17 protein-coding genes are annotated in these 20,509 nt (G+C 59.2%); 14 read left to right on the forward strand and 3 right to left on the reverse strand.

The genetic code is table 11. From position 1 onward, the window contains the following. Nucleotides 1-145 precede the first annotated feature (145 nt). Together QSJ80_RS05615 and QSJ80_RS05620 are read left to right on the forward strand one after the other, a co-directional pair. Complete coding sequence (locus tag QSJ80_RS05615; protein WP_285763380.1) at nucleotides 146-2,959, forward strand: hypothetical protein; 2,814 nt, start codon at nucleotides 146-148, stop codon at nucleotides 2,957-2,959. Nucleotides 2,960-2,974: 15 nt separating this feature from the next. Beyond that, nucleotides 2,975-3,802, forward strand: a complete 828-nt coding sequence (locus QSJ80_RS05620) for a bestrophin-like domain (RefSeq protein ID WP_285763382.1) — start codon at nucleotides 2,975-2,977, stop codon at nucleotides 3,800-3,802. 18 nt (nucleotides 3,803-3,820) lie between these two features. On the opposite strand, the gene rnt is transcribed toward QSJ80_RS05620, so the two are convergent. Both rnt and pyrC read right to left on the reverse strand, forming a co-directional pair. Beyond that, complete coding sequence (gene rnt, locus QSJ80_RS05625; RefSeq protein ID WP_285763383.1) at nucleotides 3,821-4,465, reverse strand: ribonuclease T; 645 nt, start codon at nucleotides 4,463-4,465, stop codon at nucleotides 3,821-3,823. A gap of 51 nt (nucleotides 4,466-4,516) precedes the next feature. Then, complete coding sequence (gene pyrC / locus QSJ80_RS05630; RefSeq protein ID WP_285763384.1) at nucleotides 4,517-5,551, reverse strand: dihydroorotase; 1,035 nt, start codon at nucleotides 5,549-5,551, stop codon at nucleotides 4,517-4,519. Nucleotides 5,552-5,973: 422 nt separating this feature from the next. On the opposite strand from pyrC, the gene QSJ80_RS05635 reads away from it, so the two are divergent. The 10 genes from QSJ80_RS05635 (at nucleotide 5,974) to QSJ80_RS05680 (ending at nucleotide 16,306) form a co-directional block, all read left to right on the forward strand. Then, complete coding sequence (locus tag QSJ80_RS05635; RefSeq protein WP_285763385.1) at nucleotides 5,974-7,194, forward strand: argininosuccinate synthase; 1,221 nt, start codon at nucleotides 5,974-5,976, stop codon at nucleotides 7,192-7,194. 235 nt (nucleotides 7,195-7,429) lie between these two features. After that, complete coding sequence (ccoN, locus tag QSJ80_RS05640; RefSeq protein WP_285763387.1) at nucleotides 7,430-8,872, forward strand: cytochrome-c oxidase, cbb3-type subunit I; 1,443 nt, start codon at nucleotides 7,430-7,432, stop codon at nucleotides 8,870-8,872. 14 nt (nucleotides 8,873-8,886) lie between these two features. Then, nucleotides 8,887-9,504, forward strand: coding sequence for a cytochrome-c oxidase, cbb3-type subunit II (gene ccoO, locus QSJ80_RS05645; protein ID WP_285763388.1), 618 nt, complete (start codon nucleotides 8,887-8,889; stop codon nucleotides 9,502-9,504). Nucleotides 9,505-9,516: 12 nt separating this feature from the next. After that, complete coding sequence (locus tag QSJ80_RS05650; protein ID WP_285763389.1) at nucleotides 9,517-9,741, forward strand: cbb3-type cytochrome oxidase subunit 3; 225 nt, start codon at nucleotides 9,517-9,519, stop codon at nucleotides 9,739-9,741. Beyond that, complete coding sequence (gene ccoP, locus QSJ80_RS05655; protein WP_285763390.1) at nucleotides 9,738-10,703, forward strand: cytochrome-c oxidase, cbb3-type subunit III; 966 nt, start codon at nucleotides 9,738-9,740, stop codon at nucleotides 10,701-10,703. The genes QSJ80_RS05650 and ccoP overlap by 4 nt, the downstream gene beginning before the upstream one ends. Nucleotides 10,704-10,818: 115 nt before the next feature. Further along, nucleotides 10,819-12,231: a cytochrome c oxidase accessory protein CcoG gene (gene ccoG, locus QSJ80_RS05660; protein ID WP_434219173.1), complete on the forward strand. Its 1,413-nt coding sequence runs from the start codon at nucleotides 10,819-10,821 to the stop codon at nucleotides 12,229-12,231. A gap of 43 nt (nucleotides 12,232-12,274) precedes the next feature. Beyond that, the gene (locus tag QSJ80_RS05665) at nucleotides 12,275-12,835 is read left to right on the forward strand and encodes a FixH family protein (protein ID WP_285763392.1); all 561 of its coding nucleotides are present in this window, start codon (nucleotides 12,275-12,277) and stop codon (nucleotides 12,833-12,835) included. A gap of 13 nt (nucleotides 12,836-12,848) precedes the next feature. Continuing rightward, nucleotides 12,849-15,260 (forward strand): heavy metal translocating P-type ATPase, encoded by a 2,412-nt coding sequence (locus tag QSJ80_RS05670; RefSeq protein ID WP_285763393.1) that lies wholly within the window; start codon nucleotides 12,849-12,851, stop codon nucleotides 15,258-15,260. Nucleotides 15,261-15,302: 42 nt separating this feature from the next. After that, nucleotides 15,303-15,569, forward strand: a complete 267-nt coding sequence (ccoS, locus tag QSJ80_RS05675) for a cbb3-type cytochrome oxidase assembly protein CcoS (RefSeq protein ID WP_285763394.1) — start codon at nucleotides 15,303-15,305, stop codon at nucleotides 15,567-15,569. Beyond that, nucleotides 15,566-16,306, forward strand: coding sequence for a sulfite exporter TauE/SafE family protein (locus tag QSJ80_RS05680; protein ID WP_285763395.1), 741 nt, complete (start codon nucleotides 15,566-15,568; stop codon nucleotides 16,304-16,306). Before ccoS ends, QSJ80_RS05680 begins: the two co-directional genes overlap by 4 nt. A gap of 44 nt (nucleotides 16,307-16,350) precedes the next feature. On the opposite strand, the gene nadC is transcribed toward QSJ80_RS05680, so the two are convergent. After that, nucleotides 16,351-17,205 (reverse strand): carboxylating nicotinate-nucleotide diphosphorylase, encoded by an 855-nt coding sequence (gene nadC / locus QSJ80_RS05685; RefSeq protein WP_285763396.1) that lies wholly within the window; start codon nucleotides 17,203-17,205, stop codon nucleotides 16,351-16,353. A 279-nt stretch (nucleotides 17,206-17,484) separates the two neighbouring features. On the opposite strand from nadC, the gene QSJ80_RS05690 reads away from it, so the two are divergent. Together QSJ80_RS05690 and ampD are read left to right on the forward strand one after the other, a co-directional pair. Beyond that, complete coding sequence (locus QSJ80_RS05690) at nucleotides 17,485-19,734, forward strand: DUF1631 domain-containing protein (protein ID WP_285763398.1); 2,250 nt, start codon at nucleotides 17,485-17,487, stop codon at nucleotides 19,732-19,734. Nucleotides 19,735-19,940: 206 nt separating this feature from the next. Then, nucleotides 19,941-20,501: a 1,6-anhydro-N-acetylmuramyl-L-alanine amidase AmpD gene (gene ampD / locus QSJ80_RS05695; protein WP_285763400.1), complete on the forward strand. Its 561-nt coding sequence runs from the start codon at nucleotides 19,941-19,943 to the stop codon at nucleotides 20,499-20,501. The last annotated feature ends 8 nt before the right edge of the window (nucleotides 20,502-20,509 follow it).

Genomic DNA, 20,509 nt, shown 5'->3' on the forward strand with positions numbered 1-20,509 from the left:
TGTGAACAGTGCGTCGACCTGGTCGGCGCGCTTTTCCACGGCGCATCTATACTCATGTATCAGGCACTGCCTCCTCCGGGGGTGGTGGGAGTACGCTGTGCCAGTAGCTGCCGGGTGCTGGTCAGGGTGAAACAGGGGCCGAAGCATGAAGTACTGGATCCTGGGTGCGGTCTTGACCGCGATGCTGCTGGTTGCAGTGAATGTAGAGCGCAAAGTAAGACTGGACAGCCTGGTACTGCTGCAGCCAGCGTATGCACAGGAGCAGGATGAGGATCATCCACACCGCTGGCCTCGGGAAATCGAATCAGCGGATGGTGGGTTGTTCAAGATCTACCAGCCGCAAAATGATGCACTGAAGGGCGATACGCTCACTTCCCATGCGGTAATCTCCTATACCCCCAAAGATAAACCACCCGTTTTTGGTACGGCCTGGTTCGCATCGGTGATCGATGTCGACCGGGAAGACAGGAGTTTTTCTCTGGCTTCGATTGATGTGATCGACGTCTATTTTCAGGAAGGGGAAACAGACAACTCCGAGGAGTTCAGGGCACTGGTCAAACAGGAAGTGCCGGGCTGGGAGCTCAAGGCCTCACTGGACGACCTGTTGACCTCACTGAGCGGCGCGGAGCAGGAGCGTCAGGCAGCGGAGAGCCTGCAGACAAAACCGCCGCGCATAATCTATTCCGACAAACCCGCATTGCTAGTGCCGCTCGATGGCGAGCCGGTGATCCGCGACATAGAAAAAACAGACCTGCAGACGGTCGTTAACACACCTTATCCGCTGATCTACGATCCGCAAGCGAAGCGCTATTTTCTGAATGTCGCCACTGATGTCTGGTTCGAGTCAGAAGAGTTGGAGCGCGGCTGGAAGTACCAGCCGCAGGCGCCTGAGAAAATCACTTCGCTGGTAGAGCAGCCGGAAGCCAAAGGGCAGGCACAGGAGCCCCTGACCCCGGAAACCACGCCGCAGATTTATGTCGCACAGCAGCCGGTGGAGCTGATTGTTACAGAGGGTAAGGCTGAACTGGAAGATCTTGTGGGAGACCTCAAGATCGTAAGCAATACCACGGACGACATTTTCCAGGTCGACGGGCAGTATTATGTCCTGATTTCTGGCCGTTGGTATCGCGCGAAGGCACTGGATAGCGCCTGGGAATATGTGTCCTCGGAAAAGCTACCACTGGCATTTTCGGAAATTCCGGAAGGCAGTGATCATGCGGATGTACTCGCGTTTGTGGCCGGAACCGATGCCGCACGCGAGGCAATCATTGATGCCCAGGTGCCGACCACGGCAGCGGTAAAGCGCGAGGACAACGTTGATCTCGACGTGAGTTATGACGGCGAGCCGCAGTTTGTTCCTATCGAGAACACCGAGCTGAAATACGCCAGAAATACGGCCGACCCGATTATTTTCTGGGACGATCTGTATTTTGCGGTCTTTGAGGGGGTCTGGTACGTCTCCACTACACCGACCGGCCCCTGGAGCGTGTCGGAGGTGGTGCCACCGGATGTACAGAAGATCCCGCCTTCCAATCCCCATTACAACGTAAAGTATGTGCAGGTCTATGATTCAGACCCGGACGTTGTCTACGTTGGTTATACCCCGGGCTACACAGGAAGCTATGTCTACGGGCCGACAGTGGTTTACGGTACCGGCTATTATTACCGGCCCTGGGTAGGGCCGAGGTACTACTATCCGTACAGCTCTACCTGGGGGTTCCGCGTGAACTACAACCCCTGGACGGGCTGGGGTTTTGGCCTGGCCTGGAATAACGGCCCGTTTCATTTCGGCTGGCACAGCGGTGGCTACTGGCATCACCATCACCACAACTATTGGCACGGGCGGCCGGGACACGGTTGGTTTGGCCCCGGTGGTTACAGGCCGGGCTGGAACAATGTGGATATTGATATCGATAACATCAACATCGGCAATATCAATATCGGCAATAATTACATGCGGCCAAGTCTTTATCAGCGCAAGGATGCGCTGGCAAAAATCGATCGCGATCGTACGCGCCTGCCAAAAATTTCGGAGCAGCAGCGCAAAAACTTCCGTGACGCCCTGCAGTCTGGTGACCATGACGCGATTCGCGATCGCCTGACCGAGATTGGTGCTGCAGCGGGTGCGGGTGCCGTAATCGGTTCGGCCTTCGACAAGGGAAAATTGAAAGACCGCTTGTCCAAGGTCGATCGAGACAAGGTCAAGGAAAAGCTCTCCAATGTCGATCGCGACAAGGTGCAGGACAAGTTGGCCAATGTCGATAGAGACAAGGTCAAGGAGAAACTCTCCAATGTCGACCGCGACAAGGTGCAGGACAAGCTGGCTAATGTCGATCGAGACAAGGTTAAGAAAAAACTCTCCAATGTTGATCGCGATAAGGTCCAGGACAAGCTCTCCAAAGTAGACCGTGAAAAGCTTGCAGAAAAGGCGAGTAAAATTGACCGTGCGGCGCTGGCCGACAAGGCGGCAAAGGTTGACCGGGACAAGTTGGCGCAAAAGGCCCAGAAGATCGATCGGGCGAAGCTGCAGGACAAGGTAGCCAAGCGGCCGACGCAGAAGCGCGACCTGCCCACCAAGAAGCTTTCCCCAAAAGAGCCCATTGCAAAGGCCAAGCCTGCCAAGCGACCTGCGCATAAACCGGTTGCCAAGGCTCGCCCGGCACCCAAAGCGAGGCCGGCACCCAAGGCCAGGCCGACACAAAAGGCGCGTCCGCGTCCCGCACCTAAGGCGCACCGGAACAACGTCTATGCCAATCGTAAGGGGCAGGTCTATCGTAAGCAGGCAGGTCAGTGGCAGAAGCGCAGCAATAAAAAGTGGACTCCTGCCGCCACGCGCCCCAAGCATGTCAACCGGCACGCACATGCGCGCAGCAGGGCAACGGTGCGTCGCGCGCAGCATCGCAACTTCAAGCAGCATCGCGCCAGTGGCCACCACAGGGCGCGAGGCCGTCGCAGGTAAGGCGGCAGTCAGGGCATGATCCAGTTCGGGGCACTCGACCAGATATCGCTTACCGGATTCTTCGTGACTGCGGTCCTCGTGATCCTGGGGTTCCTGTGGCTGGGGATGCTGTTTGGCAGGGCGCGCCGCCGCAGAACGCACCGCAAGGAGGAATCACCTGCTGGTACTGCCGCTGCGGCATTACTCGCCCTGTTGGCATTCCTGCTGGCATTTACTTTCAATATTGGAGCTAACCGGTTTGAACTCCGGCGCAGCCTGCTGATCGAGCAGGTAAACGATATTAATACGGCATATCTTCGTGCGAGCTACCTGCCGGCAGAGGTTCGGGATGAAAGTAGGGCGCTTTTGTATGAGTATGTCGGGCTTTTCAGTCAGGAAGTCATTGAAGCCGAAGAAGTTCCGGGCTTGTTGCGCAGGGCAGAGGAAATTCACGTAAAGCTCTGGGGGCAGGTGGATGAACTGCTGGCACGGGATTACGATGCCGCGTTATTGAAGCAATATGTCGATCCGTTGAACGAAATGCTGGATATTTTTGAGAAACGGCTGATCGTCGGTGTGCTTTATATGATCCCGGACGCCATCTGGTTTGGGCTGTTTATGGTCAGCCTGCTGGCGATGTTTGGTGTCGGGTTTCAGTTCGGCGTGGCAGGAGGCACTTCCATGCAGGTTGGCCTGTTGTTGGCGCTGACGTTTTCAACGGTTCTGTATACGATCATGGACCTGGATCGCGCAGACCAGGGGTATATCAGAATTGACCAGACACCAATGATGCGGCTCTATCAGAACCTCGGCAAGAGCAGGGGGGAGGCGCCGCCATCAGAACCGGGCAGCGCACAGCAGTAGTGCAAGCAGGTGGCCGGCTTAATCGAGCGGCCAGCCCCCCATTTCCTTCCATTTGTTGACGATGCCGCAGAACAGTTCGGCAGTTTTTTCCGCATCGTACTCTGCGGAGTGGGCCTTGCTGTTGCTGAATTCGATACCCGCGGCCTGGCAGGCTTTGGCCAGAACCGTCTGTCCGTATGCGAGCCCCGCGAGGGTTGCGGTATCGAATACGGAAAACGGGTGGAAAGGGTTGCGCTTGATGCGGCAGCGCTCGGCTGCGGCATTGACAAAGCCGAGATCGAAATGCGCATTGTGCGCGACCATCACTGCGCGCGTGCAGCCATGGCGCTTGATCGCGTGGCGCACGCCACGAAAGACCTCTGGCAGCGCAATCTCCTCTGGCAATGCATCGCGGTCGTAGCTTTCGAGGTCGATGCCAATAAAGTCGAGCGCAGACTGCTCGATATTGGCGCCCTCAAACGGTTCCAGGTGGAAAGAGTAGACTTCGTCCGGGAACAGCAGCCCGTCTTCATCCATATCGAGTGTAACCGCTGCGATTTCCAGCAGCGCATCGGTGCGCGCGTTGAAGCCGCCGGTCTCGAGATCGACGACCACGGGCAGGAAGCCGCGAAATCGTTCCGCGAGCAGGCTGCGTTCTCCGGTTCTCTCTTCGGCGGGGGTCACACTGGATCCTATATTCTCTGTTGGTTCTTTTGGTGGATTCCGGCTCGGCCTTTAATCCACCAGCTTCCAGTTCAGGGTTTCACCGGCACACAGCGGCACAATTTCAGTGTCGGCAAACGGCAGGGTCTGCGGTACTGTCCACGGCTCGCGCTTGAGGGTAACGGTGTCGGTGTTGCGCGGCAGGCCATAGAAATCCGGCCCGAATTCACTGGCGAAAGCCTGCAGCTTATCGAGCGCGCCGGCGCGCTCGAAGGTCTCGGCGTACAGCTCGATCGCGGTGTAGGCGGTGTAGCAGCCGGCGCAGCCGCAGGCATTTTCCTTCTTGTCGCGCGCGTGCGGGGCAGAGTCGGTACCGAGGAAGAATCTCGGGTTGCCACTGATCGCAGCCTCTATCAGGGCTTCCTGGTGCGTGTTGCGCTTCAGGATCGGGAGGCAGAAATAGTGCGGGCGAATACCGCCCACCAGCATGTGGTTGCGGTTGTACAGCAGGTGATGTGCCGTAATGGTGGCGGCCACGCCCTCGCGCGCGCCGCGCACAAAATCTGCAGCATGCGAGGTGGTAATGTGCTCCAGGACCACCTTGAGGGTCGGAAATTTGTCGACGATGACAGACAGGATCGAATCGATAAACGCCTTCTCACGGTCGAAGATATCGATGTCGTTGGTGGTCACTTCGCCGTGAATCAGCATTTTCATGCCCAGCTCTGCCATCTTCTCCAGCGCCGGGAAGGTCGCATTGATATCCGTAACGCCGGAATCCGAGTTGGTAGTGGCGCCGGCGGGGTAGAGCTTGGCGGCAACAACACCCTTGGCGTGGGCCTGCTCGACCATTTCCGGGGTGGTGTTGTCGGTGAGATAGAGCACCATTAGCGGCTGGAACGGATTGCCCGCCGGAATATTCTGGCGAATGCGCGCTTCGTAGGCAGCGGCGTCCTCGGCGGTGATAACCGGCGGTACCAGGTTGGGCATGACAATGGCGCGGCTGAACTGCCGTGCAGCATCGGTGACTGACCGTTCAAGAGATTGCCCGTCGCGCAGGTGAATATGCCAGTCGTCGGGGCGGGTAATGGTGATTTGGTCTGTCATAGTGCTCCACTGCCGTTAAATACTGCTGTGCAATTTGCGCGCATGCTAACGCATGACCGGGGAAATTGCGAAAACCTGTTCTAGATCAAGGCGTCCGGTCATGCCGGGGTAAAAAATACTCAGCGTCGATGAATAACACGAATAACCAAATCCGATAACCATGTGGCTAGGACTTTTGTGCCCGAGGCGCTACAATCGCGCCCGAATATTTGGGGCCGTTGCCGGCTGTCAGGGCATGATACCGCCAGTCGCATGGGTAGGCGGCGTGCATTCTGGGTATTTTTCCAACTATAACCCCCCGGGATCCTTCGTATGCCAATAAGCGCGACCGCGCAGTTGGCCAGCCACAGCAGCCTTAGGCCTTAGATAGACACATGGTTAGTGCGCGACCCGCCTCGGGTTGCCAGGAAAATGGATTATTGATGAGCAAGATAAACAAGGTAGTGCTTGCGTACTCCGGAGGACTGGATACCTCTGTGATTGCGAAGTGGTTGCAGGAAACCTATGACTGCGAAGTCGTAACTTTCACTGCGGATATCGGCCAGGGGGAAGAGGTCGAGCCGGCGCGCGCCAAGGCGGAGGCGCTGGGAATCAAGGAAATCTATATCGATGACCTGCGCGAGGAGTTCGTGCGGGATTTCGTGTTTCCGATGTTTCGCGCAAACACCATATATGAAGGGGAATACCTGCTGGGTACCTCCATTGCTCGTCCGTTGATCGCCAAGCGCCTGATCGAGATCGCCAATGAAACCGGTGCTGACGCCATTTCCCACGGGGCGACCGGTAAGGGCAACGATCAGGTCCGTTTCGAGCTGGGTGCCTATGCACTGAAGCCGGGTATTCAGGTGATCGCGCCATGGCGTGAATGGGACCTGAACTCGCGTGAAAAGCTGATGAAGTACTGCGAGACCCACGAGATCCCGGTGGATTTCTCTTCCAGCAAGAAGAAGTCGCCTTACTCCATGGATGCCAACCTGCTGCATATCTCCTACGAGGGTGGCAACCTGGAAGATCCGTGGTGGGAAGCGGAAGAGGATATGTGGCGCTGGAGCGTCAGCCCGGAGCAGGCCCCGGACGAGCCAACCTATATCACCATCGAATATGAGAAGGGCGACCCGGTTGCCCTGAACGGCGAGCGCCAGAGCCCGGCGACCTTGCTGGAAAACCTGAACAAGATCGGTGGCGCCAATGGCATCGGTCGCCTGGATATCGTCGAAAACCGCTATGTGGGCATGAAATCCCGCGGCTGCTACGAGACACCGGGCGGCACCATCTTGCTGTCTGCCCACCGCGCAATCGAGTCCCTCACCCTGGACCGCGAAGTGGCACACCTGAAAGACGAGCTGATGCCGCGCTACGCGAAGATCATCTACAACGGTTACTGGTGGTCGCCCGAGCGCAAGATGCTGCAGGCGGCAATCGATGCCTCGCAGGATGTGGTCAACGGCGAAGTGCGCCTGAAACTGTATAAAGGCAGCGTGTCCGTTGTGGGGCGCCGTTCGGAAGACAGCCTGTTTGACGAGCGCATCGCCACGTTTGAGGACGATGCGGGCGCCTATGACCAGAAAGACGCCGAGGGCTTTATCAAGCTCAACGCGCTGCGCATGCGCATTGCCGCCGGCAAGGGGCGCGAATACCTGTGATTCGCCGCTTTAAGCGAGTCACGGAATAGCCGCCCTGCGGGGCGGGACACGGGTTTCCGCCTGGAAACCCGGCCAAGGGGGAAATGAGCGTCTACAGTTTGTAGAAATGGACTATTGTGCCAGGTTGGGCTTGCGTGCCCATTCCGGTTCCAGCAATACCCGCCGCTCGTAAACAATTTCCCGGTATCCGATTGGATACCGGGAATTAATTTTAATACCAGTGGGAAGTAACACCATGAGTTCTACTGTGGCAAAGCCCGGAGATCTGCCGGACTATGACTACAAGGTGGTGCGCCAATTCGCAGTGATGACGGTGGTTTGGGGCATCGTCGGCATGGCAGTGGGCGTACTGATCGCGGCACAGCTGGTCTGGCCCGATCTTAACGATATCTTTCAGCCTTACACGCACTTCGGGCGCCTGCGTCCTTTGCATACCAACGCGGTGATTTTCGCCTTCGGTGGTTGTGCGCTGTTTGCGTCTTCCTACTGGTGTGTGCAGCGAACCTGCCAGGCCAAGCTGTGGGGTGGCTGGCTGGTGCCGTTCACCTTCTGGGGCTGGCAGGCGGTCATCGTATTGGCAGCCATTACCCTGCCGATGGGTTTCACCTCTGCGAAAGAGTACGCGGAGCTGGAATGGCCGATCGATATTCTGATCACTCTGGTGTGGGTCTCCTATGCGCTGGTGTTCTTCGGCACCATCGTCAAGCGCAAGACCTCCCACATCTACGTTGCCAATTGGTTCTTCGGCGCCTTCATCATCACCATCGCAATCCTGCATGTTGTTAACAACATGGAAGTGCCGGTCACCATGTGGAAATCCTACTCCGCATATTCCGGTACCCGTGACGCGATGATCCAGTGGTGGTACGGCCACAACGCGGTAGGCTTCTTCCTGACAGCCGGCTTCCTCGGCATCATGTACTACTTCGTACCGAAGCAGGCTGGCCGTCCGGTATATTCCTACCAGCTGTCCATCGTGCATTTCTGGGCGCTGATCTCCATCTACGTTTGGGCCGGTGGCCACCACCTGCACTATTCTGCACTGCCGGACTGGGCGCAGAGCCTCGGCATGGTGATGTCCCTGATCCTGCTGGCGCCTTCCTGGGGCGGCATGATCAACGGCATCATGACCCTCTCCGGTGCCTGGCACAAACTGCGCACTGACCCGACCCTGCGTTTCCTCGTGGTATCCCTGTCGTTCTACGGCATGTCCACCTTCGAGGGCCCGATGATGTCGATCAAGACCGTGAACGCGCTGTCCCATAACACCGACTGGACCGTGGGCCACGTGCACTCCGGCGCACTGGGCTGGGTAGCGATGATCTCCATCGGTGCGATCTATCACCTGATCCCAATCCTATTCAACCGCGCGCAGATGTACAGCGTGAAGCTGGTGAATACCCACTTCTGGCTGGCTACCGTGGGCACCGTACTGTACATCGCCTCCATGTGGGTGAACGGTATTACCCAGGGCCTGATGTGGCGCGCCTTCAACCAGGACGGCACCCTGACCTACAGCTTCGTGGAGTCCGTTGTTGCGAGTTACCCGGGTTACACCGTGCGCTTCTTCGGCGGGTTCATCTTCCTGGTCGGTATGCTGCTGATGGCATACAACGTATTCCGCACCATCCAGGCGGGTAACGAGCGCAGTGAAGCACCTGCGACGCAGGCCGCATAAGGGAGGGAGCCGAAATGAAAAACCACGATATCGTAGAAAAAAACCTGGGCCTGATGATCATCCTGACGATCGTCGGCATCAGCTTCGGTGGCCTCGTTGAGATTGTGCCGCTGTTTTTCCGTGCCGACACTTCCGAGCCGATTGCCGGGCTGAAACCGCTCGGCCCGGTGGAACTGGAAGGGCGTGACATCTACATCCGCGAGGGCTGCCACGTGTGCCACACGCAGATGATTCGCCCGCTGCGCGCGGAAGTAGAGCGCTACGGCCATTACTCCATGTCCAACGAATTCGTTTACGAGCACCCGTTCCTGTGGGGCTCCAAGCGTACTGGCCCGGACCTGGCCCGTGTGGGTGGCCGCTACTCGGATGAGTGGCACCGTGCGCACCTGTACAACCCGCGTAACGTAGTGCCGGAGTCGAATATGCCTGCCTTCCCGTGGCTGTTCGATAACACCGTAACCGGCCGCGATACCGCCAAGAAGATGGAAGCGCTGCGTACTGTGGGTGTGCCCTACACCGACGAGCAGATCGCAACCGCAAAAGACGCTTTTGCCGGCGGCAAGGTGAAGGAGATTGATGCCCTGGTGGCCTATCTCCAGCAGCTCGGCATCCTGGTCAAGCAGAAGCGTTAAGGGGAGTGGAGCGTGGATAAGGGTACTTTACACAGTATCGCCCTGGTCCTGATGACGCTGGCATTCCTCGGCGTCTGCTGGTGGGCATTTTCTCCGAGCCGCAAAAAGCGTTTTGAAGAAGATGCCAAGCTTCCGTTCGCGGACGACGAGGAATTGGGCAAGAGTGCACAAGAGCGTGGCGGCGAAGAGGCCGGCGCTGGCAAAGGCCAAGAGAAAAAAGGGCAGGATGAGTTATGAGTAGTTTTTGGAGCTGGTGGATCATCGGACTCACCGTGACCAACCTGGTTCTGGTGACCTGGGTGCTGTTCGCCAACCGCAAGGTGGCGGTGGACGACCAGGCCGACCCGGAAAACAAGACCACGGGCCATGTCTACGATGGCATCGAGGAATACGACAACCCGCTGCCGAAATGGTGGTTCCTGCTATTCGTGGGCACGCTGATTTACGGCATTTTGTACCTGGTGGTTTACCCGGGTATGGGTAACTGGAAGGGTGTCGGTGGCTGGACCTCCGTTGGCGCACTGGAGAAGGAACAGGAAGAAGCCCGCAGCAAGTTTGAGGCCTCTTTCGGTGAGCTGACCAAGCTGCCGGTGGAAAAGATCGCCGAAGACCCGCAGGCGCTCAAGATGGGCGGCCGTATCTTTGCCAACAACTGTTCTGTGTGCCACGGCGCGGACGGCGGTGGTAACTTCGGTTTCCCGAACCTGACAGACGGCGACTGGTTGTATGGCGGCAGCGGCGAGAAGATCCTGGAGACCCTGTATAACGGGCGCCAGGGTATGATGCCGCCGCAGGGCCCGGTGATCGGTGAGAAAGGTGTTAAAAACGTAACAGAGTACGTATTGAGCCTGAACGGCCTGGAGCATGATGCGGCGCTGGCTGCTGAAGGTAAGAAGGTCTTTAACACCGTCTGTATGGCCTGTCACGGGATGGACGCCAAGGGCAACCAGATGCTCGGCGCACCGAACCTGACGGATAACATCTGGCTGTATGGCGACACCCGTGAAGGTATTGCCCACTCCATCCGCAACGGCCGCAGTAACCTGATGCCGGCGCAGAAGGAGCTGCTGCGCGATGACAAGATTCGCCTGGTAGCAGCCTATGTTCTCAGCCTGTCTCAGCAGGAAACCGAGAGCATGGAGCAGGCTCCCGAGAAGCCGGAACCCGAGGCGACAACCGGAGATGCTTCCGCTAACTGATCCTGGCGGTTTCCGGTAATTCGCGCTTACGGCGCGCAAAAAAGGCCTGCGTCGCAGGCCTTTTTTCTGGTAAACAGATTTTCAAATTGAGTGGCTCGTAACAGTGACTGATCTGATACCAAGTAAGGAAGACAAAGACGGCGAAAAGCAAGTGCGTTATCGCATGCTTTATGAGTCTGAAGACAAGGTTTATATCCGGCATATTCGCGGGTTTTATTCGCGTATCCGCAAATACACCGGGCTGCCGCTGCTGCTCGCGTTCTTCTTTATCCCCTGGTTGATGATCGATGGCCGCCAGGCCGTGCTGTTTGATTTGCCCGCGCGGAAATTTCATATTTTCTGGACTACCTTCGGCCCGCAGGACGGCATGTTGCTGGCGTGGCTGCTGATCATTGCTGCCTTCTCACTGTTCGCGGTTACAACCCTGGTTGGGCGTGTCTGGTGTGGCTACACCTGCCCACAGACGGTCTGGACCCTGATGTTCGTGTGGGCCGAGCGTGTCTGCGAGGGTGACCGCAACAAGCGCATCAAGCTGGACAAGGCGTCATGGAGCATGGAGAAGTTCCTGCGTAAGTCGGGCAAGCAGGCTCTCTGGATCCTGATCGCACTCGCTACGGCGCTGGCATTTGTCGGGTACTTCTATGGTATTCGTGAGCTGGTGCTGGACCTCGCACGCTTCCAGGCGGCGCCCGTGGCGGTGTTCTGGGTGGCTTTCTTTACCATCGCGACCTACCTCAACGCGGGCTTCATGCGCGAACAGGTGTGCAAGTACATGTGCCCCTATGCACGCTTCCAGTCTGTGATGTACGACCAGGACACCCTTGCCGTGCATTACGACACCAAGCGTGGTGAAAACCGCGGCCCGCGCAAACCCGGTATTGATTACAAGGCCAAGGGACTCGGTGACTGCATCGACTGCTCCTGGTGTGTGCAGGTATGTCCGGTGGATATCGATATCCGCGACGGGCTGCAGTATGAATGCATCAACTGCGGTCTGTGCGTCGATGCGTGTGATAGCGTCATGGACAAAATGAACTATCCCCGCGGCCTGATTCGCTACACCTCCGAAGATGAGCTGGAGACGGGCAAGACCAACTTCGTTCGTCCGCGCCTGTTCGGTTATGCGGCGGTACTGCTGGCGATGGTGCTGCTGTTCACCTACACGGTGGCTACCCGGATGCCGGTGCAGGCCGAAGTGCTGCGCGATCGCGGTGCGCGCATGTACCGCGTGGTCCAGGGTGATGTACAGAATGTCTATACGGTCAAAATCAACAATATGGACCAGGCAGCGCACAAGTTTAATATCCGGGTGGAAGGACGCGAGGGATACCAGTATTCCATTCGCAAACCAAAGGTGATTTTTGTGGAGGAGGGCGAGCTGTACGCGGTGCCGATCCGGGTCAGTGTGCCGAAGAGCCAGATCGAGACGCCCAAGCACAAGATTACGATCATCGTGGAGGCGCTGGATAATCCGGAACTCAGAGACGAACACGTGACTGTGTTTATCGCGCCCAAGCCCGGCAAGTGACCGGGCATTGAACCTGCTCAACAGTTTTTATAAGAAGTATTGAATGAAAGATAATGGCAGTGCGCCGCGCGGGCGCAATGAGAGCGGCAACCCCTGGTACCGGGAGCCCTGGGCCTGGTTTGTGCTGACGCCGCTGATCGTAGTGGTGATCGCCTGTTCGATTTTCTTCTCGATTGCAGTGCGGCATAGCGATGATGTAGTCAGTGACACCTATTACCGCGACGGGCGTATGTACAATTTCCGTGCGGAGCAGGATAGCAAGGCCCGCGAGATGGGCTTGTCAGGCTTTGTCCATGTGGATAATGCCGCGTCCGAAGTCAGCCTGGAGCTGCAGACCACGGTTCGCGACAATGGCGGCACCAACCTGCCGGAGAAATTACTGCTGACCTTCAGCCACCCGACGGATGCCGACCTGGACCAGCACATCAGCCTGGAGAAAGTGGGCCATCAGCGCTATCGCGGCCAACTGTCCGCACCGCTCGAGTATCGCTGGTACCTGCGCGTCATGCCGGAGCTGGACCCGGCAAAGCATTCGCAGTCGCCTTGGCGCCTCAAGGGCGAAATCAATTTATTGCTGGGCAGCAAGGCCCCGGTGACGCCCTGAGTCCCTCCCGCCCATGACTACCACCGCCCAGCTCAGTATGTCTGCCAGTAACGACTGCTATCACTGCGGCCTTCCGGTGCCGGAGGGCAGTAACTTTTCCGTGGTCATCGAAGGGCAGCCGCGGGAAATGTGCTGCCCCGGTTGTGAGGCTGTGGCCGGTGCCATTGTGTCCGGCGGGCTGGAAAATTTTTACCGCTATCGCGAGCAGAGCGCGGAACGCCCCACTGAAGAAAGCGCGGATGAGCGCTGGCAGGCCTATGACCTGGAAGCGGTGCAGAAGGACTTTGTATCCTCGTTGGGCGACGGCGGCACCCAGGTGCGGTTGCTGGTGGGCGGTATCACCTGTGCGGCCTGTGTCTGGTTGATCGAGCAACATCTGGGCGCGCTGCCGGGCGTTCGCCGGGTAGTGGTCAACGCCAGTACCCACCGGGCACAGATCTTGATAGATCCCGCGACCGTCAAGGTCAGCCGGGTAATGCAGTCACTGGCCGAGATCGGTTACCGGCCGGTACCGGCTACCGCTGCCAACCGCGAGCAACTGCTGCAACAGGAGAGTCGCACGGCGTTGCGCCGTCTCGGTGTGGCCGGCCTCGGCACCATGCAGGTCATGATGTTTTCGATAGCGCTCTATGCCGGTGGCTTCGAGTCTGACTGGGGCCTGTACCTGCGCTTGGTTTCCCTGCTGGTGGCCACGCCGGTGGTCTTCTACGCGGCTCGACCTTTTTTCGAGGCGGCCTGGCGTGCGCTGAAGAAGCGCAGCCTGGTGATGGATGTGCCGGTGTCGCTGGCAATAGGCGGGGCCTACGCGGCGAGCCTGTATGCAACCGTCACGGGGCGCGGCGAAGTCTATTTCGACTCGGTTTCCATGTTCACCTTCTTTCTGCTGCTGGGGCGCACAATCGAAATGCGTGCGCGCCACAAGGCTGGCCTGGCTGCCGGTGGCCTGGCGCAACTGTTGCCTCTGACGGCATCCCGGGTGGAGGAACCTGGCAGCGGAGAGCCGGAGGAAGTGCCGGTGGCCTCACTGCAGGTTGGGAATGTGGTGCTGATTCGGCCCGGGAGTGTCATTCCCTGTGACGGTGAGGTCCGGCAGGGGAGCAGTGCGGTCAACGAATCCTGCCTGAGCGGGGAAGAGCTTCCGGTGCGCAAGGAAACGGGTGATCTCGTGGCGGCGGGTACGGTGAATACTGAATCTCCGCTGTGGCTCAGTGTGCACGCGGTCGGCGAAGCTACCCGACTGTCCGCGATTGAGCGGCTGGTGGAGCAGGCGCAGGCGGATAAGCCCGCCCAGGTTGCGATGGCGGATCGGCTGGCACGCTGGTTTGTGGCCGCAGTACTGGTCACTGCGACGCTGGTGTTCGGGGTCTGGTGGCAGATCGATAGCGAGCGTGCACTGTGGATCACCCTGTCGGTACTGGTAGTGACCTGCCCCTGTGCGCTGGCGCTGGCAACCCCCACGGCACTGACGGCGGCGACCAATCGCATGCGCGAACTGGGATTGCTGGTGAGTCGTGGCCATGTGCTGGAGCAGTTGCCGCAGATTACCAAGGCGGTGTTCGACAAGACCGGAACATTGACTGCTGGCGAGCCTTCTGTACAGGCCTTCGAGGCGCTCACGGAAGGTATCGAAGAGCAACAGGCACTTGCCATCTGCGCCGCGCTGGAAGCTTCAAGCCATCACCCGATCGCGCGGGCATTTGTACCCTGGTGCGGTCAGGTGACTGCCGCGGACTGTGAAACGGTCACAGGTGCGGGCGTGAGCGGGCGCGTAGGCGGAACCTATTACAAGCTGGGCAAGCCGGAATTCGCGGCAGGTGCGGCCATGCCTTCGCCGCAGGCACCGTTGCAGTGGATGCTGCTGGCCTCGGACTCCGGTCCGCTGGCATGGATCGGGCTCGGGGATCGCCAGCGTAGCGGCGCGCCGGAAGCCATCGCTTTGCTCAGGCAGCAGGGACTCGAGCCGTCGTTGCTGAGCGGCGATCAGTCCGCCCATGTGGCGCGGCTGGCACACGCAGTGGGAATTGAACATTATACCGCCGGGGTGTCACCGGAGCAGAAGCTGGAGCAGGTGCGCGCATTGCAGGCCGCAGGCGAGCGCGTACTGATGGTGGGAGATGGTATCAACGATGTCCCGGTGTTGAGTGGTGCGGACATTTCCGTCGCCATGGCCGGCGCGTCGGATCTTGCCCAGACTCGTGCGGATGCGGTGTTGCTGGCACAGGACCTGAGGGTCCTGCCAGAGGCACTGCGTCTGGCCCAGCGCTGTCGCCGAATAATCCGGCAGAATCTCAGTTGGGCATTGCTGTACAATCTGCTGGCGCTGCCACTGGCAGTTGCCGGCCTGGTGCCGCCTTGGGCGGCGGCCATCGGGATGTCCGCGAGCTCGCTGGTAGTGGTGCTGAACGCATTGCGCCTGTCCCGCTAGGGTGCTCTTCAATTGCTTGTACTGATTCGAATGGGTGGCTGAATGGACAGTCTGTTTATTCTCATTCCGGTGGCGATCATCTTTGTCGCCATCGCGATCAAAGTTTTTTTCTGGGCTGTAGACAACGGCCAGTACGACGACCTTGAAACCGAGGGCAGGCGTATCCTGTTCGACGACGACCTGCCGCGCGACGAGCCCAACGGTAAGGATGAGGTCGGTAAGGTCACGGCGGGGCAGGAAACCGCTGACGACAAACAGGAACCACAGGACGGCGCCGCAAAACCTGATCAGGTTGAAGACGATAAATGACGTTCGAAGTTCTGGCCGGCGCGCTGTTAATCGGCTTTCTGGGAAGCACGCACTGTATTGGCATGTGCGGGGGGATTTCCGGGGCGCTGGGCCTGGCCCCCGCCAGCGGTGGCCCGGTGTGGCGCTACCTGTGGGGTTATTCTGCCGGTCGCATCATGACCTATGGCCTGATTGGCGCCCTTGTGGGGGCCTTCGGGGCGGTGGTAGCGCCGAGTATGGGGCCGCTGCGGGTGCTGGCCGGTGTGATGCTGATTTTGATGGCGTTTTACCTGGCGGACTGGTGGCGCGGACTGGTCTGGCTCGAACGCGGTGGCGCCGTTATCTGGCGCAGGCTGCAGCCGCTGGGGCGTGCCCTGCTGCCGGTGCGTTCCACCGGGCAATCCCTGTTGCTGGGCGCGCTGTGGGGCTGGCTGCCCTGCGGACTGGTCTACAGCGCACTGACTTACGCGCTGGCGCAGGGCGATGCGCTCGCCTCCGGTGCCACCATGGTGGCCTTCGGTCTTGGAACCCTGCCGGCCGTATTGCTGACGGGCGCGGCTGCGGCGCAGACACGTCAGTGGGTGCAGAAAAAATGGGTGCGCAACCTGTCGGCAGTGTTACTGCTGTTATTCGGCGCCTGGACAATCTGGGGTGCCAGCGGCCATGCCGGACACGGCGACAACAGCGGACATGAAGGGCATGACATGCAGTCAGAGCCCGTGGAAAAGCAACAGCACCATCACCACGGGCATCATTGAGGGGCCTTAACGCCCCTTCGGGTTACGGTATTTTAGTACCGGACTTACATCTGCAGGCGCAGGGAAAGGTCCACAGCTTTCAGATGCTTGGTCAGGGCGCCGGATGAGATGTAATCCACTGCCAGGCCTGAAAGCTGGCGCAGTCGCGCGGCGTCGACGCTGCCGGAAATTTCGATTTTGGCTGTTCCCTTGGCCAGCTGCAGCGCCTCCAGGGTGTCTCGCTCATTGAACTCGTCGAGCATGATGATATCCGCCCCGGCGTCCAGCGCCTGGCGCAGCTCGTCCAGATTTTCCACCTCGACCTCAACCGGTGCCTGCGGTGCCAGCTGGCGGGCCTGCTCGACCGCAGCATCGATGCCGCCGGCTGCGGCGATATGGTTTTCCTTGATCAGGAAAGCATCGTACAGGCCGATTCGGTGATTGTGACAGCCACCACAAAGCACCGCGTATTTCTGCGCGGTTCTCAACCCGGGAATGGTCTTGCGGGTGTCCAGTACCCTGATCTGGCCGCCACGAACTTCTTCGGCCAGTGCGCTGGCGGCCGTGGCCGTGCCGGACAGGGTCTGCAGAAAATTGAGGGCAGTGCGTTCGCCGGTGAGGATGCTGCGAGCGTTACCGTGCAGTGTGAACAGCACCGAGTCTGCTGCTGCGCGGTCGCCGTCTGCAACCATCCAGTTGACCTGCAGGGCCGGGTCCAGTTGCCGAAAGACTTCGTTGACCCACTCGGTGCCACAGATGGTGCAGTCTTCGCGGGTGATGACCCGGGCGCTGGCGCTGCGGTCTGCCGGGATCAGCTGGGCTGTGATATCGCCACTGCCGATATCCTCGGCCAGGGCATCGCGTACAGTGCGTTCGAGGTCGGCCCGAAGGCCCGGAATTTTGGCGTCGTCCAGATTCATTGTAATTCCTGTCTGGTGGTGCCCGCGAAGTTTACCAGAAGGGCTGCGACTTGGCTGTTGTCAGGGCCATCGCGGCGCCGGGGGCTGATGGCGCCTGCAGGGTGAGTCGCTGCAGGGCCTGCTCGCCAAGAAACTGTGATGCCTGTCGCGCTTGTGCATTTTGCGTCTTATCAATTGATACGCTGGTTTTATAATGCTTTGCTGCTGGAATTGGTACCGGGAGATAGTACGGTGCGCGTGACTCTGTTGCCGCCGGTCTCGTCGAAGGGGTTGTTGAAGTTGAAAGATAACGAAAATGTCCTCACGTTTGCCCCTGCGGGCAAGAAGCCTCCGGCAGAGCCCCTGCCCGAGGCCGTAGTCTCCCTGCAGGAAAAGTCCCGCACCCTGTTGCTGGACTGGGTCAGGGAAGTCTTCACCAGTGCGGACGATTCTCTGTTTGCCATGGCGGAAAAAGCGCATCGGCAGGAAGAGCAGGATGGGTTGTTCGCAGCACTGCGTGACCTGCGGGTTGAGCGAGGCAAGCTCGCGCGCAAGTTCGTGGATCGCTTTGACGAGTATGTCGCCATGCAGGGTTGGGCCGAATCCAGGCGCGAAGCAGCCGCTGCAGGCCACGAACTGACACTCGTGGCTAATGACGATCTCGAGCAGATGGTGGCGGTGGACAGCATGGTGGCGAAGGCCAGCCAGGATTTTGCCCCGGCGCTGAGCAGCCTGACCGCGCGCATCGACACCCTGTTACCTGAAAAAATTTACCAGAAGAACAACCCTTTTGGCCCGGATGCGGTCAGCAACGCATTCGTCGATGCTATTGACGGTATCTCGCTGCATATCCGGGCGCGGCTGACCGTGCTGAAGAAGTTTGAGCAGAAAGTGATGCGCCGGCTGGGGGAGCTTTACGAGCAGTGCAACCAGCAGTTGGTGGAGGCCGGTATTCTGCCGGATCTGGGCTCGAAACCGCGAAAGCCGCAGAAGCCACAAAATCCACGACCGGTCGAGCGGCCTGCAGCTGCACGGCCGGCAGCCGCACCGCCTGTTGAACCGACCAAAGCAGAAGGGCAGGTCGGTTCCATTGGGGCGACTGGCAGCGAGGGTGAGGTCACCACAATACAGATCAGCATGCCGTCACAGCCGGGCGCGGCTACCTCCATCGGGCTGCTGCCACAGGATAGCGGTGCGCCGGTACTGGCTTCCAACGACCTCCTCAACCACCTTGCCGCACTGCAGCTGCTGCAGCTGCGCAGCAGTGTGGCGGGCATGCGTATCCTCGACATCAACAGCCTGTTGGGGGATCGCCTGCAGGAGGTGGGCCAGTCTGCATCACTCGCCAAGATTGACCGCGACATCATCAAGCTTATTGAAATGCTGTTTTCTTTCATTCTGGAGGATCGTAACCTGGCTGACCCGATCAAGATCCTGATCGGACGCCTGCAGTTGCCATTACTCAAGGTCGCGGTTGCCGACAAGTCCTTCTTCAGTCAGGGCGGCCATCCGGCGCGCAAGCTCCTGAATACGATTGCCGACGCGGCGACGGGCTGGCAGCAATCGGATCAGTACCGAGAGGACCCGTTCTACCTGCAGGTGAGCAGTGTGGTGACAACGGTGCTGGAAGGGTTCGAGAGCGACATCAACGTATTTGCGGATGCGGTTGCAAGCTTCAATGCGTTCATTGATCAGCAGCAACGACGTGCAGAAGTTGTCGAGCGCCGTGTTGTCGATGAGGCTGATGGCGAGGCGAGAACTGCGGCGGCGCGGGCCTCTGTCGAGTCGCTGTTGGCGACCCTGGAAGACGGGCAGGAATTGTCGGAAGTGGCCAGGCGCTGGCTGCACGATGTATGCGCGCGGGTACTTTATCTTGCCCTCGTCCGCGACGGAGCGGAGAGTGACGCGTGGCATGCGCAGGTCGAAACGGCGCGAGATCTGGTCTGGAGCATGGTTGCGCCCATGCCGCAGAACAGAAAGGAAATGGTGGCATTGCTACCGGGGCTGCAGAAGCGCCTGCAGGAAGCGGCGGAGTCGATATCGCTGAACCCTTTCGAGGTGCGCAGCATGTTTGCGGACCTGAAGCGGGCTTACCAGGTTCGTTTCGACCTGGTTGAGGCAGATGCAGCGCCTGAACAAACCGCAGCGGAAGAACCCTCGCAGGGTGAAGTGGCGCATGCGGAAGTTACGGTTCCAGAGGTGGAGCAGCTGGAGGCCATGGCGCAGGAGCCCGAGGCTGCCGAGCCGGAGGCAGAGGGGCGTGAAGATGACCTCTACTGGAAACAGACCTATGAACTGGTGCCCGGCAGCTGGTTTGAGTTCAAGCGCGATGGCGAAGAAGCGTTCCGTTGCCGGCTCGCCGCGGTTATCCAGAAGCTGGACAGCTTTATCTTCGTCAATCGCAATGGCGCCAAGGTGGCGCAGTTTGACCGTCATGAGCTGGCGGCAGCGCTGGGCGAGGCGCGCCTGATTGCCCTGGATGACGGCATGCTGTTCGAGCGCGCACTGCAATCCGTCATTGGCAATGTGCGCAAGGGGCGCGGTCAGTAGGCGCCGCGCCATTCAGATTACCTGACTGCCTGTCCGGCGGGGCCAGTCTGGCTCCCGCCCACCTCCTTTTCTAAAATCCCGGTTTCAAGGTATCCTGTTCGCAATTTATGCGCTGTGCTGGGGCGCCGTGCCTGACAGGGCAGTGCGGCTCTGGCAATTGTGGGCGGCAGAGCCCGCCGCAGGCGAAAGTTGATACAGAGGGCCGTATGGGATTGTCCGTAATAGATGGCTGGCTGGAAGGCGTGCGCCGCGTACGCAGCCCGCACTGCAATTGCCGGCCGGAAAATGAAAACGTGGATCTGTTGGTGATTCACAGTATCAGCCTGCCACCGGGCCAATATGGCGGGGCCTGGATTGATGATTTCTTTGCCGGACACCTCGATGCCAGTGCCGATCCCTATTTCGAGGAAATCTGCGAGCTCAAAGTTTCGGCACACATGCTGATCGACCGGCACGGCCGGGTGACACAGTATGTGCCCCTGAACCAACGCGCGTGGCACGCCGGCGTTTCAGAATTTTGCGGGCGCAGTGCGTGCAATGATTTTTCCATCGGCATCGAGATGGAGGGCACGGATACCGATGAGTTTACCGATGCGCAATACGATGCCCTGGTGGAGGTTACCGGGGCTGTAATGAAAGCCTTCCCGGGGATTACCCCGGAGCGTATTACCGGCCACAGCGATATCGCACCCGGGCGTAAAAAAGACCCGGGCATCGGCTTTGACTGGCAACGCTATCGTGAGGTGTTATCCGGGTTCAACAGTTGAACCATTAA

Origin of the sequence: Biformimicrobium ophioploci (assembly GCF_030270605.1) — a bacterium.
Classification (GTDB): Bacteria; Pseudomonadota; Gammaproteobacteria; order Pseudomonadales; family Cellvibrionaceae; genus Biformimicrobium; species Biformimicrobium ophioploci.